Source organism: Gottfriedia luciferensis (assembly GCF_001712755.1).
GTDB classification, from domain to species: domain Bacteria; phylum Bacillota; class Bacilli; order Bacillales; family Bacillaceae_G; genus Gottfriedia; species Gottfriedia luciferensis_B.
On sequence record NZ_MDKC01000033.1, the window covers coordinates 197,880 to 217,842 of the forward strand.

At 33.4% G+C, this 19,963-nt stretch carries 19 protein-coding genes; 7 read left to right on the forward strand and 12 right to left on the reverse strand.

The features are described 5' to 3' along the window. Window positions 1-78: 78 nt before the first annotated feature. Window positions 79-267 carry a hypothetical protein gene (locus BED47_RS17425; protein WP_069034688.1) on the reverse strand — a complete coding sequence of 63 codons (189 nt, stop codon included), beginning with the start codon at window positions 265-267 and terminating at the stop codon, window positions 79-81. Between the two features lie 156 nt (window positions 268-423). On the opposite strand from BED47_RS17425, the gene BED47_RS17430 reads away from it, so the two are divergent. After that, entirely contained in the window at window positions 424-630 is a 207-nt protein-coding gene (locus tag BED47_RS17430; protein ID WP_069034689.1) for a hypothetical protein, read from the forward strand. 172 nt (window positions 631-802) lie between these two features. Beyond that, on the forward strand, window positions 803-2,458 hold the full coding sequence (locus BED47_RS17435; RefSeq protein WP_069034784.1) for a ribonuclease J: 1,656 nt from the start codon (window positions 803-805) through the stop codon (window positions 2,456-2,458). 39 nt (window positions 2,459-2,497) lie between these two features. Here the strand turns inward: BED47_RS17435 and ligD (BED47_RS17440) are convergent, their stop codons facing one another. The 3 genes from ligD (BED47_RS17440) to BED47_RS17450 are packed head-to-tail and all read right to left on the reverse strand — an operon-like array spanning window position 2,498 to window position 5,549. Beyond that, window positions 2,498-3,742 (reverse strand): DNA ligase D, encoded by a 1,245-nt coding sequence (gene ligD, locus BED47_RS17440; RefSeq protein WP_069034690.1) that lies wholly within the window; start codon window positions 3,740-3,742, stop codon window positions 2,498-2,500. A 12-nt stretch (window positions 3,743-3,754) separates the two neighbouring features. Beyond that, a complete protein-coding gene (gene ligD, locus BED47_RS17445) occupies window positions 3,755-4,699 on the reverse strand; it encodes a non-homologous end-joining DNA ligase (protein ID WP_069034691.1) in 945 nt (314 codons plus the stop codon). A gap of 13 nt (window positions 4,700-4,712) precedes the next feature. Continuing rightward, complete coding sequence (locus tag BED47_RS17450) at window positions 4,713-5,549, reverse strand: non-homologous end joining protein Ku (RefSeq protein ID WP_069034692.1); 837 nt, start codon at window positions 5,547-5,549, stop codon at window positions 4,713-4,715. A 156-nt stretch (window positions 5,550-5,705) separates the two neighbouring features. Here BED47_RS17450 and BED47_RS17455 point away from each other — a divergent pair, with 156 nt between their 5' ends. Next, a complete protein-coding gene (locus BED47_RS17455) occupies window positions 5,706-6,560 on the forward strand; it encodes an MBL fold metallo-hydrolase (protein WP_175403517.1) in 855 nt (284 codons plus the stop codon). A 254-nt stretch (window positions 6,561-6,814) separates the two neighbouring features. On the opposite strand, the gene BED47_RS17460 is transcribed toward BED47_RS17455, so the two are convergent. Continuing rightward, window positions 6,815-8,050 carry an MFS transporter gene (locus BED47_RS17460; protein ID WP_069034693.1) on the reverse strand — a complete coding sequence of 412 codons (1,236 nt, stop codon included), beginning with the start codon at window positions 8,048-8,050 and terminating at the stop codon, window positions 6,815-6,817. A gap of 144 nt (window positions 8,051-8,194) precedes the next feature. On the opposite strand from BED47_RS17460, the gene BED47_RS17465 reads away from it, so the two are divergent. The 3 genes from BED47_RS17465 (at window position 8,195) to BED47_RS24445 (ending at window position 9,983) form a co-directional block, all read left to right on the forward strand. Beyond that, the gene (locus BED47_RS17465) at window positions 8,195-8,659 is read left to right on the forward strand and encodes a DUF2243 domain-containing protein (RefSeq protein WP_069034694.1); all 465 of its coding nucleotides are present in this window, start codon (window positions 8,195-8,197) and stop codon (window positions 8,657-8,659) included. Next, on the forward strand, window positions 8,649-9,419 hold the full coding sequence (locus tag BED47_RS17470; protein WP_069034695.1) for a cytochrome c oxidase assembly protein: 771 nt from the start codon (window positions 8,649-8,651) through the stop codon (window positions 9,417-9,419). Before BED47_RS17465 ends, BED47_RS17470 begins: the two co-directional genes overlap by 11 nt. A 72-nt stretch (window positions 9,420-9,491) precedes the next feature. Further along, window positions 9,492-9,983, forward strand: coding sequence for a WGxxGxxG family protein (locus tag BED47_RS24445; RefSeq protein WP_069034696.1), 492 nt, complete (start codon window positions 9,492-9,494; stop codon window positions 9,981-9,983). A 48-nt stretch (window positions 9,984-10,031) separates the two neighbouring features. Here BED47_RS24445 and BED47_RS17480 read toward each other — a convergent pair whose 3' ends face one another. Continuing rightward, window positions 10,032-10,406, reverse strand: a complete 375-nt coding sequence (locus BED47_RS17480) for a MerR family transcriptional regulator (RefSeq protein WP_069034697.1) — start codon at window positions 10,404-10,406, stop codon at window positions 10,032-10,034. Between the two features lie 130 nt (window positions 10,407-10,536). On the opposite strand from BED47_RS17480, the gene BED47_RS17485 reads away from it, so the two are divergent. After that, window positions 10,537-11,310: an SDR family NAD(P)-dependent oxidoreductase gene (locus BED47_RS17485; RefSeq protein WP_069034698.1), complete on the forward strand. Its 774-nt coding sequence runs from the start codon at window positions 10,537-10,539 to the stop codon at window positions 11,308-11,310. A 56-nt stretch (window positions 11,311-11,366) separates the two neighbouring features. Here the strand turns inward: BED47_RS17485 and BED47_RS17490 are convergent, their stop codons facing one another. The 6 genes from BED47_RS17490 to BED47_RS17515 all read right to left on the reverse strand — a co-directional run bounded on the left by BED47_RS17490 (window position 11,367) and on the right by BED47_RS17515 (window position 19,899). Next, window positions 11,367-12,578 (reverse strand): helix-turn-helix domain-containing protein, encoded by a 1,212-nt coding sequence (locus BED47_RS17490; protein ID WP_069034699.1) that lies wholly within the window; start codon window positions 12,576-12,578, stop codon window positions 11,367-11,369. A gap of 124 nt (window positions 12,579-12,702) precedes the next feature. Beyond that, the gene (gene hutH / locus BED47_RS17495; protein WP_139116369.1) at window positions 12,703-14,244 is read right to left on the reverse strand and encodes a histidine ammonia-lyase; all 1,542 of its coding nucleotides are present in this window, start codon (window positions 14,242-14,244) and stop codon (window positions 12,703-12,705) included. A 36-nt stretch (window positions 14,245-14,280) separates the two neighbouring features. Further along, entirely contained in the window at window positions 14,281-15,648 is a 1,368-nt protein-coding gene (locus tag BED47_RS17500) for an MFS transporter (protein ID WP_254664612.1), read from the reverse strand. A gap of 250 nt (window positions 15,649-15,898) precedes the next feature. Then, window positions 15,899-17,038: an N-methyl-L-tryptophan oxidase gene (gene solA, locus BED47_RS17505; RefSeq protein WP_084006971.1), complete on the reverse strand. Its 1,140-nt coding sequence runs from the start codon at window positions 17,036-17,038 to the stop codon at window positions 15,899-15,901. Window positions 17,039-17,188: 150 nt separating this feature from the next. Continuing rightward, window positions 17,189-18,481 carry a UDP-N-acetylmuramate--L-alanine ligase gene (gene murC / locus BED47_RS17510; RefSeq protein ID WP_056473375.1) on the reverse strand — a complete coding sequence of 431 codons (1,293 nt, stop codon included), beginning with the start codon at window positions 18,479-18,481 and terminating at the stop codon, window positions 17,189-17,191. Window positions 18,482-18,783: 302 nt separating this feature from the next. After that, on the reverse strand, window positions 18,784-19,899 hold the full coding sequence (locus BED47_RS17515; protein WP_069034701.1) for a nicotinate phosphoribosyltransferase: 1,116 nt from the start codon (window positions 19,897-19,899) through the stop codon (window positions 18,784-18,786). Window positions 19,900-19,963 lie beyond the last annotated feature (64 nt).

Here is a 19,963-nt window from a genome sequence, read left to right on the forward strand (position 1 = left end):
TAATTCGAATATTTCCTACAAAAAAAGATAAAAAAGTGGCGGAAATTCAAATAAAAAAAGCAAACGATCAATACTACACTAATCTGTTTGCTTTTTTCTGTAAGACATATTTATTAAAATTAGTTTTTGAGGTTCGGTATTACATGTCCGATTTAGCCCTTTTACAATATTTTCATCATTTTGATCCACAACTTTAATCGCTAATTGAATATTAGACTCCCCATTTCTACGACCTAAAGAACTTGCTAATTTCTCTATTACTGTCATTCATAATTCCACCTTTTTATTTGACCTAACTCTTTTATCAGTCTAAACATTGCAAAAAACACACATCCTTTGATACTTATTTAAGTCCTTTGTTTTTTCTTATCCAAATACATAATTTTCCTTAGAGAAACCATCCTATTGTGAGGAGGTGGTTTTATGTCTGAACCATTACAACCAGGGAATAAGAAACTTCCTGATTTTAATGAATTAAACGATCGGATTATTGCTGAGCATGGTACAACAGGACCGTCTTTAGTAATTAAAACAAATTTGGATCCTAAAGATTCTACTGTAGATAATCCTTATTATCGTAATGAAACACATACACCTAAAAAACCATTTAAAAATTATTTTGAAGAGTAATAGAAAAATGAGTCCGGTTTGATACACCGGCTCATTTTTTTACCCAAAATAGTCACTTGAATGAATTTAACTCCTACGTACATACTAAGAAATATATGGCAATTTCTTTAAGGAAAATGTTTATACTTTTCAATGTACTAGGAGGAATAGGATTTTGAGTCCAACAAAAAGTATGCTATCGGTTTTTGCCCTAGGTGGAATTAATGAAATTGGAAAAAATATGTATGCTATTCAATACTTAAAAGAAATTATTCTAATAGACTGTGGTTCGAAGTTTCCGGACGAGAGTTTATTAGGCGTTGACTTGATCATTCCAGATATTACTTATCTAAAAGAAAATCAAGAAAAGATTAAAGGTTTATTTGTTACGCATGGCCATGAAGACCATATTGGTGGAATTCCGTATCTTTTGAAACAATTGAATATTCCAGTCTATGCAACGAGATTAACGCTTGGATTAATTGAGCTTAAATTAACAGAGCATGGATTATTAGGAGAAACTGAACTAATTTTAATAGATTCTGATGCAGTTATTAAATTTGAACATTTTTCGATTTCATTTTTTAAAACAAATCATAGTATTCCTGATTGCTTAGGCATCGTATTTGAAACGCCTGAAGGAACGGTAGTACATACTGGAGATTTTAAATTTGATTTAACTCCTGTTAACAATCAATATCCGGATATTCATAAAATGGCCGAAATAGGTAGTAAAGGTGTTTTATTACTTTTATCAGAAAGTACGAACGCTGAACGGCCAGGTTCAACACCATCGGAACGGATAGTTGGAGAGCATATTGTAGATGCTTTTATGAAGGCAAAACAAAGAGTGATTATTTCAACTTTTGCTTCGAATGTACATCGTGTGCAACAAATTGTTGATGCTTCAATTATCACTAATCGGAAATTAGCCCTACTAGGTAGAAGCATGGTGAATGTAGTTCAAGTTGCGATGGAGCAAGGGTACTTATCAATTCCTGAAGGTATGTTGATTGATAAAGATGAAATTAATAATTTCGCACCAGAAGCAATTACAATTTTATGCACAGGTAGTCAAGGTGAACCCCTTGCAGCCCTTGCTCGTCTAGCTAGTTCTAGCTTTAGAGGCGTTGACATTTATCCGGGTGATACTGTGATTTTAGCTGCTTCACCAATTCCTGGTAATGAGCGCGGCGTTTCTAAAATTATCGATAATTTTTACAATCTCGGAGCAAATGTTATTTATGGTTCAGGAAGCTCGACCGGGATGCATGTTTCTGGTCATGCTTATCAAGAGGAACTAAAGCTCATGCTTACTTTAATGAAGCCAAAATATTTTATTCCGATTCATGGTGAGTATAGAATGCTTCATCATCATCGTTCTCTTGCTGAATCTGTTGGTGTCAAACGAAATAATATTTTTATTATTAAAAACGGTGATGTTGTCGATATTCTACAATCAGAAGCGATTCAAAGCCGAAGAGTTCCAGCAGGAAATATATATGTAGATGGAATGGGCATAGGAGATGTCGGTAACATTGTCCTTAGAGATCGAAAACAACTTGCTGAAGATGGAATGCTTGTAATCGTCATCACCATTAGCAAAACGGAAAAGAAGATTATCTCTGGACCTGATACAATATCAAGAGGATTTGTCTATGCGCGTGACTCTGAAAGTTTACTGAAGGAAGTAAACCAATTAGTTATATCTTCAGTAAATGAATTACTTGATGAAAACAAGCTCCAATGGGGAGTTATGAAGCAAAATATTAAGAAGTCTCTAGGACAATTTTTATTTACAAAAACGAAGAGAAAACCAATGATTTTACCAATAATCATTGAAATATAAAAAACAAAAAACTCCCTATTCAAACTAATTAGGGAGTTTTTACTTTGAATGATTTTCTTTAATTTTAAAAATTAAATCCACTAAAGAACTGTTTTCTTGTTCAAAATAGGTTTGCATTGGACATGAACTATTTTCTAACCGGTTTATTACGAAAGGAATTGTAAAAGTTTCAATTTTTAATTCATCATTTACCTCATCCCAAAAAAGAGGGGTTGCAACGGTTGGTTTTTCCTTTCCTCTTGTAGAGTATGGGCAAATAATTGTTTTTCCTTTTGCGTGCTGTATATAGTCAATATAAAGACGATTGCCTCGATTTTTCTTTAAACGTTCAATCGTAAAATCATCTGGAAATTTTTCAATTAAATAATGTGCAATAAAAGATGTAAAGACTCTTGTTTCATCATAGGTAAGAGAATCTTCTTTGATCGGAATATGGATTTGAATACCTTTACTTCCAGATACTTTTGGGTAGCTCTTTATTTGAAAAGAATCAAAGATTAATTTCATTTCCAACGCGGCTTTTATAGCTAAAGGAAATGCATCTGCATTAGGTGGATCCAAATCAAATACTATTTCAATCGGATTGTTTGCTTCATATGTTTGAAAAGGGATATGGTATTCGATAGCTAATTGATTTCCTAACCATAGCAATGTTGATACATCATTACAGATAATAAAATTATTCCCCTCATGCTCTTCAGTTTTAATAAAACTCGGAGCATAATCTGGACGGTTCTTTTGAAAAAAAGATTCACCGTCTATTCCATTCGGAAAACGAATTGTTGTTAATAAACGATTTTTTAAAAATGGAAGAATATATGTGGATATTTGAGCTAAATACGAAACAAAGCTCTCTTTATTTATATATGGATCTTTCCATATTACTTTTTCAGGACTGGTAAGTGTTAATTCTTCCTCCAAATTAAGATTACCCAATAGTAAACCATCCAAAGTACATTCATTCCATGCATGCTTTAATTGAAATGATATAAATTTTGCATTTGTTATTTGGTTGTTCTCTATACTTTGAAACTCAAGTTCAACACAGATCCCAGGATCAACAAATTTTATATTACCCTTTTTGGTTTTTTTATTTGCTTCGATTGCTTTAATCAAAATTCCCTTCTCTTCCCTGCTAAGTCCATTTGAGAAGAACCCCATTTGCAAAATATCATTTTCTTTTTTAAGGCCCACTAAAAAGCTCTCCTCTTTTAAATTGAAACCTAAAATAAAGAAAAAGCCTGTATAGTTTTTATTCCGTTTTTGAAAAAAGTAATGATTCATATCTTACTTCCCCTAATCTGTAAGAGTGCATTCTTTAGGATCTTTTTCGATAAAAGCTTGGATACTTGGTTGCCTTAATGAATGACCTTCAGTCCATTCAATAAATTGAACTTTAACAGTTAACAATGGTTGAATCCATTGTATTTCCTTTATTCTTTTTGGTTGGCTGCTGAATGGATTGTTTTCTATTTTTATCGTATTAATGACTGTAGTAAGGTCTTTCCATTCTGATTTCGTTAATTTCCCTGTTCCTACATGTCCAATAAACACGAGTTCACTATTTTCGTCATATAGTCCTACTAAAATAGAATTAACAATACCAGAGCGATACGTTACCCCACCGATTACTGCAATAACGTCCTTATAATTTTTTATTTTTTGCCACGCATTGTGCTTTCCATTGATCAAGTATTTACTATTTAAATTCTTACATACGATACCTTCTAAATTATGTTGTTTCGCAACTTCAAATAAGGCAACCCCATCAGTATTATTTGGAACTAACTGAATTTGTTTATTAGGTTGGATCGCTTCTAATAATATATTTTGTCTCTGCTCAAGAGATAATTGCGTAACCCATTCTCCATTGTAAAAAAGAATATCAAAAATCATATAAAAAATAGGTACAGCTCCTATAGCTGAATCAATCCGATCCATGCGTCTAATTCCATCTCTTCGCATTACCTCATGAAACGATGGATTGCCATTTTGATCGAGTGCGATGACCTCTCCATCTAAAATGATTGATTGAGCAGTACAATAGGATTTTATATCCGTTAGCTCTGGAAAAATAGTTGTACGATCATTTAATTTGCGGTTAAATAATTTAACTTCTTTCCCATCAAAATAAGTTAGAATTCTAACACCGTCCCATTTTATTTGCGAAATCCACTCAGGACCATTTGGTACAATATCTGAAGAAATAGGCTCAAAAGGAAAAATTGGATTTAGCTCCATTACTGCCTCCTATTTAACTCGTTGCTTTTTTAGGCGCTTTTGTTTTAGGCTTTTTCGGAGGTGTTGCTTGTCCTTTTGTTCGATCAATACTCGCTTGTAATGCAGACATTAAATCAACAACATTTTTTTGCTCTGCTGGTTTCTCCTGCCCTGTCGCGATATAATCATTTTTATTAACTTTTTCCGAAATTAATTGTTCTAAAGCTGTACGATATGTATCGGTATAGTTTTCTGGATTAAACTCTGTTGTTAATTGTTCAACTAGCATCATGCCAGCCTGTAATTCACGCTCCGCCAATCCAGCCTTTTCAGGAACACCACCTGGAAGATTTTCAATTGCTCTAATCTCATCTGGAAAATGTAATGTTTCAAGAATAATCGCGTTTTTATATGGCCGAATAGCAGCTAAATGCTGTTTGCTACGAATTGTAATTTTAGCGAGACCGATTTTCTTACTTTTCTTCAATATTTCCGAAAGTAAAGCATAAGCCTTTGTACCACCAGAATCTGGACCAATATAATATGTTCGATCAAAATACACCGGATCAATTTCTGAAAGTTTGACGAAATCAATAATTGATACAGTTTTTAGTTCAAATTCTTCTTTTAATTTATTCATTTCCTCTTCTGTTATTTCCACAACTCTACCATTTGGTGTTTCAAAGACTTTAATAATTTCTTCAGGAGTAACTTCATCGTCACAACTAGCAACTTTTTTATAGGAAATCGGTGTTTTACAATCCTTATGATATTGACGAAACTTTATATCCTTATCCTCAACTGCTGAAAACAACTTTACTGGGATCGTAACTAATCCCATGCTGATTGTACCTTTCCAAACTGTATGCATATCTTCACTACCTTTTTTATTTTTATGATTAGCTTTTGTTAAATGAAAGGGTTTAATTCAATATGCTTTTCTAGTTATCTCCATCAGAATAAAAAACACCTATAAAAGAAGACTAAAAAAGTTAATCAACATATATGTCTTAAAATGGAGGATTTTATGAATAAATCAAACGACCTACAAAAAATGAATAAGGAATTTCATTATATGCCTATCACATCTATATCAAGTGGAAATGGGTTAGAATTAGCGAATGATTTATACTATGAAACAAATCAAATTGTGAATTTTTGCTTTTTCGGTAATCCTAATTTATCAAATGAGTGGGTATTAATTGATGCCGGTATGCCAAAATCTTTTGATCATATTATGGATTTAGCTGAAAAACGATTTGGTGAAAAACACAAATTAAAAGCAATCATACTTACTCATGGACATTTTGATCATATCGGGGCAATCTTTGACTTAATAAAAGAATTCAATATCCCTGTCTATGCGCATGAAAAAGAGTTACCATATTTAACAGGTGAAAAGAATTACCCTGAACCAGATGGAACAGTTGAAGGTGGATTAATTGCAAAGTTATCTCCATTGTTTCCAAACGAAGGAATTAATTTAGGAGAATATATTCATGTGCTCCCAGCAGATGGTTCTGTACCTGAAATGCAAAATTGGCAATGGATTCACACGCCGGGTCATTCACCTGGACATATTTCACTTTTTAGAGAAGATGATCAATTACTAATTGCTGGAGACGCCTTTGTTAATGTTAAACAAGACTCTATTTACAGCGTTCTAACTCAACAAAGAGAAATAAATGGTCCTCCTAGATATTTAACGACAGATTGGACCGCTGCTTTGAATTCCGTAAAAAAACTGCAGGCTCTACACCCTAAAAGAGCAATAACAGGTCACGGCTTTCCATTCCTAGAAGACGATTTAAATGAACAATTAGATTACTTAGTTAAAAACTTCAACACAATCGCCAAACCTGATTATGGACGATATGTTTAAAAATAGATTGTTGCAAAGAGGTAAAAATAAAACTCCCTACTTTTGTAAGGAGTTTTTTAAATTTAATTATTTAAATCATATAAACCAGCTATGTTCATTTTGCATATCAGGAAATTCTGGGTCAGGAAAACCTTTAGGAGGTTCATTTAAGTTTAAATCTCCACATCAAGGAGCTAGTTTGTCCGGCTTTACCGCTCCATTGTTACAATATTTTTAAAATTCATTTCAAAATTCCTCTATTATTTAGATGTGTTTTAATTGGATTTAGCTGTATCTGTATTTTGGTTAGGCTTGATATATTTGATGGACAAAATAAGTCCAAATATCGCTAAGATAATGGAAAGATACAACATATAATTGTCTGGTTTACTCATCAAATAGGCAAAAACAGGAGGTCCTGCCGCTACCCCCACAAATCGTAAAGAACTATAAAGAGAAGTAATAGTCCCTCTTTGTTCCTTCTCAATCCCCTCGGTTATTAATGCATCTAAGCTTGGTAAAGACATTCCAATTCCAATTCCACTTATCAATAAACTCGTGATAATCATATAAATATCTTTATTGATAATCGGTATGACAAAAGAAATACTTATTAAGATAAAGCCGATAACAATGCATTTTTTCATCGCACCTTTTTGATTTCCAATCTTTTTACCTGTCTTATAAGATGTGTAGGATAAAGCAGCGAGCGGAATCGCTAACACACAACCTTTCCATATTCCAATTATGTGATAACGCTTTTCTAATATTTTTGATAAATAAAAAAGCATACCAAATAAAATGAACATGATAATGGCACCTAATATGAATATGGTATAAAGCCATTTGCCATTATTTCGAAATATTTTCCGAATTGATCTGATAAACAGTTTAAACTTTTCCTTTCTTTTATCTTTTCTTTTTGATCTCATCGGTTGTTTTGGAGGTTTTACAAAAACTAAAATTAAAATAATTGATAGTAAACAAAGGATCGGTATTGATAAAAATGGTAAATACCAAACAATCGCTGCTAATGCTGAGCCAAGTATTGGACTTAGTACTTTTCCAAAAGTATTCGATGTCTCAACTAAGCCTAATCCTTTACTAACCTCATTTTCATCCTTAAACATATCTCCCACACACGGAATAACAACAGGCATTGCCCCAGCAGAACCAATCCCCTGAATGATTCTCCCAACAATTAACCACGCGTAAGGATTTTCTAATTTCCAACAAACAAAGCCGGCTAAGGCTCCTCCAATTCCCGCAATAATTAAACTTGGAATGATTACTTTTTTCCTTCCATATAAATCAGACAAATAACCTGCTATAGGAATAAGAATGATTGCAAAAACTGAATAAACCGTAATAATCATTGAAACTTTAAGGCCAGATATATTTAATTGTTGTTCTAATTTTGGAAGTACGGGAATCAACATTGAATTACCTAAAGTCATTACAAGAGGTACTGTAGATAGCGCCCATAAACTCCGCTTTTGTTTTTTATCCATATAACCTCCGCGTTTTGTGTAACTAAAAACAATCACAATCCTTATATTTCCCAAGTATCGTTGTTGGTTGAATTGTAATTTTTACTAATTAAGCAAATTGGGGGCAAAATGAAGAATATACCATTTTCGAAAGGATGAGTCTTTATGACTACTTTAGAGAATTCAACTAATTATTTAAATTTATGGTCTGGAATTTTATTTGGCCTAGGATTGGTGGCATTTTTTGACGAAGTAGTTTTTCATCAACTTCTTCATTGGCATCATTTTTACGATAAGTCTACAACAAGTTTGGGGCTTATCTCTGATGGTCTTTTTCATGCTTTTAGTTGGTTCGCAACGATTGGCTCTTTATTTATGTTTGCGAATTTAAGGAGAAAAAAATCACTTTATATTAAAAGATGGATCGGCGGAGTTTTACTCGGAGCAGGTTTGTTTCAACTTTATGATGGAACTGTTCAACATAAATGGTTGAAGCTTCATCAAATTAGATATAACGTCGATATTATGCCCTATGATGTAACTTGGAATATTACTGCTTCTATTATGACATTAATAGGTTGCATTCTAATTTTTAAAACTCGAAATAAAGGTGGTCAATTTGAGGGATAATTTTATAAATTACTTCAATTCGTTTGATCTATTCATTATTTTATTCATTTTACTTTTAATTATCGGATATTTGGTTGCTGCGATAAATCAAAAAAAAAAGCCATGGCCAAAATCACGCTCTATATTATGGGTAACTGGTTTTGTTTGTATATTAGTTTCCGTTGTTGGACCAATTGCAAAACTTAGTCACCATCTTTTTGTTTTTCATATGATTATGCATTTGTTACTAGGAATGCTCGCTCCATTTTTCATCGCTTTATCTAGACCGATTACATTATTATTAACATCATTAAAAACACAGCATGCAAGGCGTGTGACACGTCTTTTAAAATGTGCTCCTGTTCGACTTTTAACTCATCCTATTACCACAATCCTTATAAATATTGGAGGACTTTGGGTATTGTATACTTCCACAGTATTTAACTTAATTCATGAGAATATCTTTTTGTTAATTGTAGTACATATCCATTTGTTTTTTGCTGGGTATTTCTTTACAATTTCAATCATTGCCATTGAACCGATCTCACATAAATACAGTTTTTTGTTTCGCTCATCAATTATGATACTTGCATTAGCAGGTCATGATATTTTATCGAAGTTTCTTTTTTCAAATCCATTAGACAGTTTCAGTTTTAATGATGTTCAAAATGGTGCGGTCTTAATGTATTATGGAGGGGACTTTGTTGATTTATTATTGATTACCGTGCTTTGTTATTTCTGGTATAATTCTGCAACTCTTAAGAAGCCTAGAACAATTTAATGGACTTTTTTGCCACATATATTCCTCCTAAAGATGCACAAAATATTATTGCATAAAGAAGGAGGGTTAAAGATGAATAAAATTTGTCTTACATTATGCACAGTTTCATTATCATTTATCATTTCAGCCAATGTTCATGCTGCTTCACCAGGACCTGATGCTACTCAATTAGAACCAAGCTATGATCATAACGGTAAACATATCAAAAGAGATTTTAACAATAATTTTAATGATCCAAACCATGTTGTAAATAATACAAAAAATACGGTAAAAGAAGGCTATTATGATACGAAGAATACCGTTAAAGAAGGATATTATAATACAAAAAATAATATAAAAAATACAACAAATGACATGTTAACTAACAATAATGGGGTAAATAATCCAGTTAGTAATGACGGAAATTATTATCGACGAAATGTAAATAATGTAACGCCTACACCAGTTACTAACACATTAAATACTACTGACAATGCAAATAATAATCATTTCAATTATGGCTGGCTTGGACTACTTGGATTATTAGGATTTGCGGGTCTAAGAAAAAAGGAACGAGTTGAATAAAGGATTTTGTTTACACAATAAAACCTTATTGGGGTATCCAATAAGGTTTTATTGTTTGACGATGTTTTTATTATGAATTACTTCTTTATAAAAACTGATTTTTTGCTCTAACATTTTATTCGTTTCTTCTAATGTTTTTAGCTGATGTTCAATAGACTGCTTATGCTCGACTAAAAGATCTAATCTAGCTAATGATGTATGCTCACCTTCTGTATATAGATGTGCATACTCCTTAATCTTATTAACTGGCATTTGTGTTTCTTTTAGCTTTAGGACAAATCTTAACCACTGAATGTGTGATTCAGAATAAAGCCTTTCACCATTTTCATTTCGATCAGGAAGAATGATCTGTTCTTTTTCATAATAACGTAATGTATGTGTGCTTATCCCTAACATCTGAGCGACTTCACCAATTGAATACATAAGACCTCCAGTTTGAGTCAAAAATAAAAACTGTTTGACTTAGAGTTTACTCTAACCAGTATAATAAATCCGTAACTGATACACAATTAATTTAATTTTAGTATAAACCAAATTATCGGGAGGAATTTAGATGAAAAAATATACTGTCATTACAGGTGCTAGTTCAGGAATTGGTTATGAATCAGCTCTTGCGTTTGCCGCACGTGGAAAAAACCTAATTATTGTTGCTCGTAGAACGGAAGAACTTGAAAAATTAAAATCAGATATCGCTAAATTGAATTCAGATCTTGATGTGGTCATAAAAACGGCTGATTTATCTGTTGTTAAAAATGCTTTTAATTTATATGAAGGACTGAAAGAATATGATATTGAAACTTGGATTAATAATGCAGGTTTTGGTAATTTCGCTTCAGTTGGTGAGCAAAATTTAGAAAAGATTGAAACTATGCTTAACTTGAATATTGAAGCTTTAACGATTTTAACTTCACTATACGTACGCGATTATTCAACAGTCGAGGGTACACAAGTTATCAATGTTTCATCTGGTGGAGGGTATACAATTATTGGTAATGCCATCACATATTGTGCGACTAAATTCTATGTAAGTGCCTTTACAGAAGGGCTGGCTCATGAATTAAAAGAAAAAGGTGCAAAGATGCAAGCTAAAGTATTAGCACCAGCTGCAACTGAAACTGAATTCGCAAAAGTATCCTATGATTTAGAAGAAAACATTAAATTTGAAGGCGTTCTACCAAAATATCATACTGCAAAAGAAATGGCCGGTTTCATGTTGGAGCTTTATGACAGTGAAAAAGTGGTAGGAAAAGTCGATGGAATTACTTATGAATTCCAATTATTAGATCCACTTTATCCTTATGCAACAAGATTAGAAAGGCAGGATTAAGGGTAAAGAAGAGTCTTTAGAACCTTCTACTTAACCTTAAACACTGCATCCTAATTTTAATTTTCTAACACTAAATTTAAATGTGGATATTTAGTAGCCCTATATTCAGAAGGGCTACTTTTTATATATTTTTTAAATATACGACTAAAGTAATTCGAATCTTGAAAACCAATTCGTGTAGCAATTTCTTGCATAGTTAAATCAGTCATTTCTAAATAAAACATTGATTTTTCAATTCTTATTCTATTTAAAAAATCAATCACACTTGTGCCAATTTCTTTTTTGAATAAGTGACTGAAATGATATTTACTTACGCAACAATATTGAGCAATTTCTTCCAATGTAATACTAGTTTGATGATTTTCTCGTATATACTTAGTTGCTTTACGAATAACAGGAGTCATCTGATTATTAAATGAATTGGTTATTTGAATTGTTAGCCAGTAAGCATATTCGCAAACCTTTTTTACAAATTTATCATAGCGAATAATATGATATAATTCCTGGATCATTTGAGCATTTTTTGACATGATGAGTGTTGCATTCACGCCTGACTCTACTACAACCCTAGAAATTAACATAATTAAATCGACTACTTCAGTTTTAAATACGTCTTCATTTAATCGGCATGCATTTGCTACCTTTTCAAGGAAACTTTTTAATTGATCGACTACACCTACTTCATCACCTATTCGTACAAGTGCTAATAATTCAATGCGATCTTCAGTTGATAATGCTCTTAGTGTATTTTCTTCCACCGGTTTAATACCACTATGAAATATCAGTTTGTTTCCTTGAAAAAACCGACCTGACATTGACTTTCTAGCCTCTTCAAAAGAGTGGTATAACAAATAAGGATCACTATATTTTTTACCAATTCCAATTGAAACTGTAATCTGAACCCTATCCAATGAATTTTGAATTTCTTCTGCCATTCTATAGATCTTTTTATTGAACTCGATTTCACTATCTTCATCATCTAGCTCAATTAGAAGAGCAAGCACACCTTCTTCTACCCAGTTCCACAAATAAGAAACTCCGATCGTCTGATCAATTTGATTGATTAGTTTATGGCCAATTTCTTGTTTCCACTGCTTTGGGTTTTCTACTGCTAAATCAGGATAGCGATCAATCGAAATGACCATTACAATATTTGGATAAGTATTAATGCCACATCTTTTTTGAACCTCATCAAAAGTTCCTATATGGACGAGCGTACCAGAAAGTAACAAATTTGAAAAAGCTGATTGAGTAGCATCTCGATTCATCTTAATTTCTCCTTTTTAGCTTATGATTTTTCTTAGTTGAACGTTTGGTGGTAAGTATCAAATGGTTGAGCCATAAAAAAAGAAGCTGTCGTACTCTTAGAGTATAACTGCTCCTTTAAAAATTTCATAATTCCATGACCCCTATTTTCTCTTCAACAAGTTCAACAATCTCTCCATCATGAATTTGATTACGAATTGTTTCAATATCATGATAAAAATAGCGATCTTCTTCAACTGCTGGAACTTGATTTCTAATTAACTCATATACACTTGCCGTTACCGGTGACGGTTTTAGTGTATCATGGAATTCTAGTGCTTGAGTGGCAACCATTAGTTCGATTGCTAAAATATGTTCAAGTTTTTTTGAAATCTGATAGGCTTTCCTAGCAGCGAAATAAGCAAAGCTAACAACATCCTCTTGATTTGCACATGTAGATGTATTATCAATCGTTGCCGGATGCGACAGAACCCTTATTTCATTAAGCAATCCAGCTGCGGTATATTGAGGAATCATATAACCGCTATTTAAACCAGGATTGACAACTAAGAAACTAGGAAGCTCACTTACATGATAATTTACTAATCGATCAATACGACGTTCTGTTATTTTTGCTAAGTTTGCCATACCTATACAAATCGTGTCTGCATCAATTCCCACATAGGAAGCATCAAAATTCCCACCCATTAATGCAAGACCGTCTTCTTCCTCCGGCCAAATAATCGGATTATCACTTGAAGACATCATTTCATTATGAATATTTTCCAATGCATTTTTTAAGACCTTCTTTACTGCCCCATGAACTTGCGGTATGCATCTAAGACTAAGTGCATCTTGTAATCGATAGTCTTTATATTGTTTGGCAATCTCGCTTCCATCTAGTATTTTTGAAACGATTCGAGCTGTCTTTGCTTGTTCCAAATGTTTTTTTACCGAGTGCAGTCGAGGATCTAAAGCTTTTATCGTTCCCTTCAATGCTTCTAGTGACATAGCACCAGTAACATCCGCTGTTTTAACGGCCTGAATTGCATTATATATCGAGAGTACAGCAAATGCTGTGGCTGATGTAGTACCGCTTAATAGTGCAAGACCTTCTTTACATTCGAAGGTTACTGGTTTTAGACCAGCCCGCTCCAACGCCTCATGGCCGCTTAATAACTCATCCTTATACCAAGCTTTTCCCTCGCCCATTAACACTAGCGCCATATGAGCCTCAGGCGATAAATATGCAACAGATCCATCGCCTGGAACAAATGGCAATATATCATGATTAAGTATGGCTGCAATTAGCTCTAACACTTCTATTCTAACGCCTGAATAACCTTGACCTATATTATTTAAAACCATTAATTGAATGGCTCTTACCACTTCTTTTTCAAGTGGTTCACCTACAGTAACAGCATGAGAACGGACAATATTTCGTTGAAGAGTATGAGCATCTTCCTTTGAAATCACTTCGGTTACATTGCTTCCAAATCCTGTAGTTACCCCATAAACCGCTCTTTCTTCTTCAAGGAACTTTTCAATTAGATTACGAGATTTATTGATTCTAAGATAATAGTTTTCTGTAAATGATACTTTTGCACCATATCTTGCAACAGCAATTACTTCATTAATTGATAACTCATGTTCTCCAAGAATAACCTCTTTAATATTTTTTGGATGCATGTCATCAAACACCTTCTTACTTTATATATCTTAAGTTTAGTGACTTGAAACTGATTGTTTATTTGATTCAACTAAATCGCCTTCAAGTAATGGATTACTAGCTTCATTTAATGAAAGTGATTTTGTTTCCGGAGCCCAGGCGATCGAAACAATTGTACCAATGAATAGAATAATAGACATTCCTATCATAGAAGGTGCCATTCCCATTGAACTAACACTTATCGGTAATAGGAATGTACCAACAGCTGAACCAATTCGACTAACTGCTGTTGTCAAGCCAACTCCGGTTCCGCGTACCTCGGTAGGAAATAGTTCAGCAGGATAAACTAATGTTAAATTAGAAGCTGCTGACATTACAAATGTAAAGATTGCAAACACAATAATAGCAATTGTATGTAGACCTGGAGGTAAGACTGTTAATGCGAATAATGAAATCGTTAAAATAATAAATGTATTAATTGTAAACCCTCTACGAGTTAACTTTTCAGTACACCATACACCAGCTAACGCTCCTACTAGAAGGAACAAGTTTAGAACCATATCAACACCAAATGTTTCTTCAAATCCCAATTTAGTTAAAATAGTTGGTAGGAATGTATAGATTGCGAAATATGGAACGACCTGACACATATAAAAAAGTGATCCGAATGTCGTACGTTTCCAAAGCTGCTTATTGAATAAATCTGTAACCTTGTATGCATGTTTAGAATTAGCATCCACTGATTCATCCATTACAGCATTTTCGCCAATATACTTTCTTACAATAGCACGTGCTTCTTCAACACGGCCCATCTTTAATAACCAACGTGGAGACTCTGGTGTTCCAAAACGTAAAAGCAAGACAACTAGACCAGGAATGGCTGCACTCACTAGCATCCAACGCCATGCGTCTGGGCCTGTTTTTTCTAAATAATAACCAACTAGATTTGAAGCTACATATCCAACAGTCCATAAAACGTTTAATGAAGATAATAACATACCTCTATACTTTCTTGGTGCAAACTCAGCTAGTAAAGTAGATCCTACGGCATAATCTCCTCCAAGTGCAACACCGATTAAAATCCTTAATGCAAAAAGTGTATATGGATCGTGAACAAAAAACTGTAAAGCAGATGCGATTGTAATTATAACAAAGTTTGCTAAATAGATTTTCTGCCTACCAATGCGATCTGATAATCCGCCAAGAAACAAACTACCGAAAAATAGCCCGATTAATGCAGAACTACCGATTAATCCTTCCCAAACAGAATTTAATTTCATCTGTGGACCTAGTAGCGAAAGTGCCATACCTATAATTCCTAAAGCATAGCCATCCGAAAAATTCGATCCCAAAGTAAGTGCCGTAATACGAATATGGAATTTATTAAGCGGTGCATCGTCCATCATAAATTTTTTTTCTTTCAAAAGAATACCCCCTTTTTTGATTTTTCAGATAATATAATTTGTAAAAAATAGTAAGTAATAAAATAACTACTTACTTAACATGCCTAAAGCGCTTTCAAATTTTTCAGTATTTTTAATAAATTATAAATATTACTTATCAAATTATCTCTGGATAAAGTTTCGGATTATTAGCACAATATTGCTGAAATATTTGGTCAGGAGATGATTTATTTTTCTTCAATAAAATAAGAGATAGCGTATTCGCTATCTCTTACTTTATAAAACGGTTTAATGAAAACATGCTCAAATCAAAAGCAGATTTCTGTTTTGTTACTAGGTCAGCAATTATCTCGCCTACAACGCTTGCAAACTTAAAGCCATGGCCTGAGAAACCTGTGGCAATGATTAGATTATTGTATTCTGGATGCTGGTCAATAATGAAGTGCTCGTCTGGAGTCATTGTATATAAGCATGTTTTCCCTTTTACTAATCTACCATTTGCAAGTGGCATATATTCGCTTAAGAAATTTCTCAGATCCGTTTCATCTTCAATGAACTCTCCAAATTCTCGATTAAATTGATCCGGGTCTACAATTTGCCCCCCATCATGTCGACCAATTTTTAGTCCGCTATTATGAATACTTGGAAAGCCGTAATAATGACGATCAATTAGATCAATCGTAAATGCTGGTAGCAAACTAGAATCATATAGTTGATGATCACAATCAAACCAAGCAACTGTTTTACGAGTAGGTTTTACAGGTATATCAATACCAGTCTTTTCAAGAATTTTACCAGACCAAGCACCTGCACATACTACAAGTTTATCTGCTGTGTATACAGCATTCTCTGTACGCACCATTGTCTTATGAGTATCTACTTCAATATCTATAACCGGCGAGTTTGTATGAAGACTATTTCCTTTCTCTATATATAGTTCTTTATACGCTCGAACACATTCTTCGCTAAAAAGTATTCCAGAAGTCGTTTCTAAACAACCTATAAATCCTTTCGGTAAACGGAATCCGGGCCACCTTGCATTGATCTCATTACTATCCATTATTTCAAGCGGCAACGAAAATTCTTTTGCACTATTTATTACTTCATTCGTAAAAGTCGATCCGGGTGCACCAGCACATAAAACGCCTGTTCTCGAGAATAAATGTTTTCCAGATAATTGTTCTAGTTCTTCCCATAACTTTTGTGCTCTCAATGCTAGTGGCACGTATTCTCTACTTTCTCCATATGCATGACGAATGATTCTAGTATCGCCATGATGGCTACCAAGGCTATGTGGTGGATCAAAAGAATCTATTAATATAATTTTCTGATTTCCTTTTGATAAATAGTATCCTGCTGCCATTCCCATAGAACCGGCTCCAACAATAATTACATCATAGTGATTATTCAATCATTTCACTCCTTACCCTGTTCATTCGTATGACATATTCTTTTTGTTTTTACAAATTACCTTCTTAATATTATCATTTTTTGTAAAACAAACTTTTTCAAAATAACAAAAAACCCGTTTATGATCATTCATAAACGGGTTTTATAGTTTTTATAGTTTTTCGTATGCTGCTTGGTATTTTTGAATATCACCAGCACCCATAAAAATTAATACACTATTTTTATGGTTTTGTAAATTGCTGATATTGTCATCAGTCAATAATTCAGCACCTGCAATTTTACAAGAAAGGTCTTCAATTGTTAAAGTACCTTTATCTTCTCGTGCAGAACCAAAAATATCACATAAGTAAACTTTATCTGCTTTTTCTAATGTACCAGCAAATTCATCTAAAAATTTACTTGTGCGTGTAAATGTATGCGGTTGGAACACTGCTACGATTTCACGGTCAGGATATTTTTGACGTGCTGCTTGAATCGTCGCTTGGATCTCAGTTGGATGATGAGCATAATCATCAATTAACATTTGATCTCCGAAGCGTTTTTCACTGAAACGACGCTTAACGCCACCGTATGTTAATAAACGAGCTTTAATAATATTAACATCGATTTCTTCATAATGGCAAAGCGCAATTACTGCTAAAGCATTTAAAATACTATGATCACCATATCCAGTAATATCAAAAGTAGCGTAATACGTATTACGGACGAATACATCAAATGTTGTACCATTTGTATGTTTTTCGATATTACGAGCTTGGAAATCATTGTCCTCGTTAAATCCATAATACATTACAGGCACTTTTGCATAAATTCGTTGAAGATGTTCGTCATCTCCACATGCAATAATACCTTTCTTTACTTGATCAGCCATTTGTTGGAAAGCATCGAATACATCATCTACACTCTTATAATAATCCGGATGATCAAAATCAATATTAGTCATGATGCAATAGTCTGGAAAGTATGAAAGGAAATGACGACGGTATTCACAAGCTTCAAACACGAAATACTCGCTGTCTTTTTCACCTTTACCAGTACCATCTCCAATTAAAAAAGAAGTTGGACGCGCACCAGAAACTACATGGGCTAATAAACCTGTCGTTGAGGTTTTACCATGTGCTCCAGTAATTGCTACGCTAGTAAATTTATTCATATATTCCCCTAGGAATTTATGATAGCGTGCCATCGGTATTCCTTTTTCAATAGCAGCTGCAATTTCTTCATGAGTATCAGGAAATGCATTACCTGCTATAACGAATTGGCCTTCTTGAATATTTGCTTTATCAAATGGTAAAATCGTAATATTTTTTTTTCGTAATTCATTTTCAGTGAAAAAGTGCTTTTCATAATCTGATCCCTGTACGGTCAAACCAGAATCATGTAAAATTTGTGCCAAAGCACTCATTCCAGTACCTTTAATCCCTACAAAATGGTAAACTGTCATATTAAAAGAACCTCCAAAATCGATCACTAATACAACGGCCTATCTCTTAGACAGTATATGTGTGAATAAAAGAAATGGCATCAATATTTTATAAATTTGATGCATTGTTACTTTGCCGAGTCTAGTTATTTTTTTAATGATAACTAACTTAAATTTTTACGCAATTAGTATTATATCACTTTAACTCCCATAGGACTATTTATTTTAAGTCGCACTATGAGGAAATAGATGGAAAAGTAAATACTTTAAGTCATCTGTTTATCTTAAAATACTATCAATCTTAAATTGATTTTTTTGTCCCTTTATAGTCTAGGGCGCATTTCTACTCTTTCTAATCGAGAATTTTCACGAAGCTTTCTTCCAGCTTTCGCTTGTTGTATACCATTTAACTCGACATTATCACCTGTAAAGCCTATATTAACTTTTAATAAACTTCCGCCTACACCATATAAATCTACTGGTACACCTTGTTTCTCAAAAGCTAAGATTCTTTCTACAGTAAATCCACCGCTTACTACAATTTGCACATGCTGATACCCTTCTTGATCTAGTGCATTTCGTAAAGCAAAAATTAACGGAGGATTTACACCCCTAGGGTCAAAACTTCCTAATAATTCAGGATTACAAATAAAATACTGATCAATCATTGTTTTTGATGTATCTACACGTACAGCCTTTAATTTGCTACCATATTCTCGTGCAACCTTTAAAGCGTCATTTATAACATCATTATTATAATCTACTAAGACAATTAAATCATCTTGTGGATAAACTTCTGTGTATGCACGGGCAGCCTCTACTACATCACCATTATACATTTGAATTAGTGCATGAGGCATTGTACCCATACCTTCATTGCCCCACCACTCATTCATTGCATGGGTTGCTTGTGCAGTTGCACCACCAATAAATGCAGCATAACCGTCACCTGCTTGGGTCGTGAAATGATCATCACGATCTCCCATGAAAATAACAGGCTTTTTAATGCCTGCGGATTTTGCAGAATGTTTTACATTGTATACATTTGTAGCAACAGAAGTACGTCTAGCTAAAATACCGTCAATAATTCCCTCTAAATAGCCAAAATCAGCATATTTACCTTTAATTGTTAAGACCGTTTCAAATGGTTCAATCATATCTCCATCCTTTAAAGAATGAACAATAAGATTTTCTGGATGATCTGCAAAAGTTTGTAAAATCGCAATTGCTTCATCCGTGCCACATAATACTGCACTTTCTCTTTGGAAAAATTGCATTGTTACTTCAGTATCTGGCTTCTTTTTTCGAATAATTTCTCTAGTTTTTAAAAAATATACAGCTGAAAACCAGCCCTCTCCGATTCTCTCATCAAATTTAAATGTTTGGTTCGTTAATCGGCTTATTTTACCTTGTAATTTTAAATCTAATTCTTTTTCCATGAATCTTCACCTGCTGAAAAGTATCGTTCTTTTTTTTCTAGTATGGGTTAAAAAAACTTTAACA